Raw genomic sequence first — 3,092 nt, 5'->3', positions numbered from 1 at the left:
GACACCGCCGTGGCGGGCAAGACCATCGTCTTCACGGGCGCCTTGGAGAAGATGACCCGCGACGAGGCCAAGGCCCAGGCCGAGGCCCTGGGCGCCAAGGTCTCCGGCTCGGTGTCCAAGAAGACGGATCTCGTCGTCGCCGGGCCTGGCGCGGGCTCGAAATTGAAGACAGCGACGGACCTGGGAATCCAGGTGATGACCGAGGACGAATGGCTGGCGCTGGTCGCCGGCTGAGAATTTCGCGGTCGGGTTGTCCCGTTCTCCGTGAGTTTCACGCCTAAGCCTAGGTAAGCCCCTCCTTGGGTGTCCCACCGGCCGGTCTCCGGGCGGTGGGAGCGTCGGCGGTCGTGGGGGCGACCGCCGGCGTCTTACAGCGTGCGCGCCGTGACGATCCAGGTCGCCGAGGGCAGTTTGACGCCATCCTCGCCCAGGTGGTCGCGCAAGGCCTCGCGCACGGCGTCGATGACCTTGTCACGCTGCTCCGGATGCTCACGCAGCCGCGCGCCGAGCGGACCCACCTTCAGGGCGACGCCCAAGGTTTGTTCCAGGTCGCCGCTGCCGATCTTGCGATCGTGCGGGGTGGTGACGATGGCCTCGAATCCAGCCTCGGACAGGATGCGGCGTGTCCGCTCCGGGTCGGCGAATGCGAAGGGGCCCGGCGCCTCCGGGTCCGACGGCGGCGCGGGCGGCAGATAGGCCGAGGCCGCGGTCATCGGCAGGGTCATGAACAGGTTCTCGTCCGGGCGTCGCCAGCAGACGAAAGCCAGCCGCCCGCCGGGCTTCAGCGCCTTGCGGATATTGGCGAACGCCGCGACCGGGTCGGCGAAGAACATCACGCCGAAGCGGGAGAAGACGCCGTCAAATGACTGGGCCTCAAAGGGATAGGTCTGGGCGTCGGCCTGGAGGAAGGTCGCCTCGCCCTTGCCGGCGCGGCCTCGCGCCACCTCCAGCAGCGGGCGGGAGATGTCCACGCCCAGGACCGCGCCGCCGGGAGACACCGCCCGCGCAAGCGCCAGGCTGGTCTGGCCGGCGCCGCAGCCGATATCGAGAATGCGTTCGCCAGGCGCGGGCGTCAGGGCGCGTTCGGCCTCCTGGCCCAGGGGCTCAAGCTGGGCGTCCATCCGATCCTGGAGGCTCGCCCAGATGTCGCCGACCCCGGCGTTCCAGTACTCGATCTGGGCGGCGTTGCCCTGCGGATCGCTAGTCTCGGCCATCGCGTCGTCCTCCGCTAGATCGGTCGGCAGGCCGCCTCGAGCCAGGTGCGAACCTCGCCATCGACGCGTGGCCCGATCTCGGCCCAGACCCGGGCGTGATAGGCGTTGAGCTGGGCGAGCTCATCCTTGGTCAGCATCTCGGCGACCACCAGCCGCCGGTCCAGGGGCGCAAGCGTCAGGGTCATGAAGCCAAGCATCCGTCGTTCGCCCCCGGTGATCGGCTCGGCCGGGGTGACATACTGCAGGTTCTCGATGCGGATGCCGTAGGCGCCTTCCTTGTAGTAGCCGGGCTCGTTGGAGACGATCATTCCCGGTCGCAGGGCCACGAAGTTGGGCAGCTTGGAGATCCGCTGCGGCCCCTCGTGGACGCCCAGATACGAGCCGACGCCATGGCCGGTGCCGTGGTCGTAGTCCAGGCCCATCATCCAGAGCGGGGCGCGTGCCAGGGCGTCCAGGGCCGAGCCGGTGGTGCCGGCCGGAAAGCGGATGGCGGCCAGCGCCAGGTGTCCCTTCAACACCAGGGTGAACCGCTCGCGCATCTCCTGGCTGGGCTCGCCGATAGCGACGGTGCGGGTGATGTCGGTGGTGCCGTCCAGATACTGGGCGCCGGAATCGACCAGCAACAACGAGCCGGTCTCGGTCTTCTTGTTCAGGCGGGTCGTCGGGCGATAGTGGACGTTGGCGCCGTTCGACGCCGCGCCGGCGATGGTGTCGAAGGACAGGTCCTTCAGCGCCCCGGTCGCCTGGCGGAAGCCCTCCAGCCGGGTGACGACCTCGATCTCGTCGACCGTGCGGGTCTGGGCGTCGGTGGCCAGCCAATGGAGGAACCGGGTGACCGCGCCGCCGTCGCGGCGGTGGGCTTCCAGGGCGCCTTCGATCTCCACGGCGTTCTTGCAGGCGCGGGGCAGGGCGCAGGGGTCCTCGCCGCGCACCACTTCCGCGCCGGCCTTCGCCAGGGCGTCGAAGTACCAGGCTGAGGACTGGCCCGGATCGACCAGGACGCGTTTGCCCTTCAGGTCGACCAGGGCGGCGGGTAGATCGTCCGTGGTCTCCAGCCGCACCTCGTTGCCGAGCCAGGCGCGCAGGTCGTCGCCGACCTTCGCCGGGTCGAGGAACAACCGCGCGGTCCCGTCGCGATTGAGGATCGCCTGGCCGAGCGGCAGGGGTGAGCGGATGACGTCGCCGCCGCGCACGTTGAACAGCCAGGCGATGGAGGAGGGTGCGGTCAGCACCGTGGCGTCGGCGTTCTTGCCCGCCAGGGCCTCGCCCACCCGGGCGCGCTTGGCGGCGGAGTCTTCGCCGGCATACTGCAGGGGCTGGGGCACGACGGGCGCCGTCGGCTGCGCGGGTCGGGCCTCGCCCCAGGCGATGTCCAGCGGATTGGGCGCGACGGCCTTGAGGGTCGCGCCGGCCTTGGCGGCCGCGGCCTTCAGGTGTTCCAAGGCGTCGGGGGAATGCAGGCGCGGGTCGTAGCCGATGGTCTGGCCCTGGGCGGTGGCGGTCTCCAGATAGGCGGGCACGCCGCCCTCGACGAGGTCGCGGATTTCGAATACCGCCTGGTCGACCTGGTCGCGAACCTGCAGGGTGTAGCGGCCATCCACGAAGATCGCGGCCTTGTCCTTGAGGATCACCGCCGCGCCCGCCGAGCCGGTGAAGCCGGTCGCCCAGCCGAGCCGGTCATTGGCCTGCGGCAGGTACTCGTTCTGGTGTTCGTCCTCGTGGGGGACCAGGAAGCCATCCAGGCCCTGGGCGTCCATCGCCTGACGGATCAGGGGAACATGATTGGGTCCGAAGGACGGGTCGGTGCTTTCGTCGAAGGTCTGGCGCATGGGGCGAACTTAGGGAAACTCACCGCGCCGCGCCACCTCCGCTCGGGAT

Annotated in this window: 3 protein-coding genes; 1 reads left to right on the top strand and 2 read right to left on the bottom strand. The window is 70.0% G+C overall.

Annotated features, from left to right (window positions below; genetic code table 11):
- A partial coding sequence (locus tag RMO04_RS15455) for a BRCT domain-containing protein (RefSeq protein WP_309645664.1) occupies positions 1–234 on the top strand: 234 nt, incomplete at its 5' end.
- Between the two features lie 134 nt (positions 235–368).
- Here RMO04_RS15455 and RMO04_RS15450 read toward each other — a convergent pair.
- Positions 369–1,214 (bottom strand): class I SAM-dependent methyltransferase, encoded by an 846-nt coding sequence (locus tag RMO04_RS15450; protein WP_309645663.1) that lies wholly within the window; start codon positions 1,212–1,214, stop codon positions 369–371.
- 14 nt (positions 1,215–1,228) lie between these two features.
- Positions 1,229–3,043 (bottom strand): aminopeptidase P family protein, encoded by a 1,815-nt coding sequence (locus RMO04_RS15445; RefSeq protein WP_309645662.1) that lies wholly within the window; start codon positions 3,041–3,043, stop codon positions 1,229–1,231.
- Between the last annotated feature and the right edge of the window lie 49 nt (positions 3,044–3,092).

Source organism: Phenylobacterium sp. (assembly GCF_031412415.1).
Lineage (GTDB): Bacteria > Pseudomonadota > Alphaproteobacteria > Caulobacterales > Caulobacteraceae > Phenylobacterium.
This window is presented reverse-complemented; position numbering and strand designations above follow the sequence as displayed.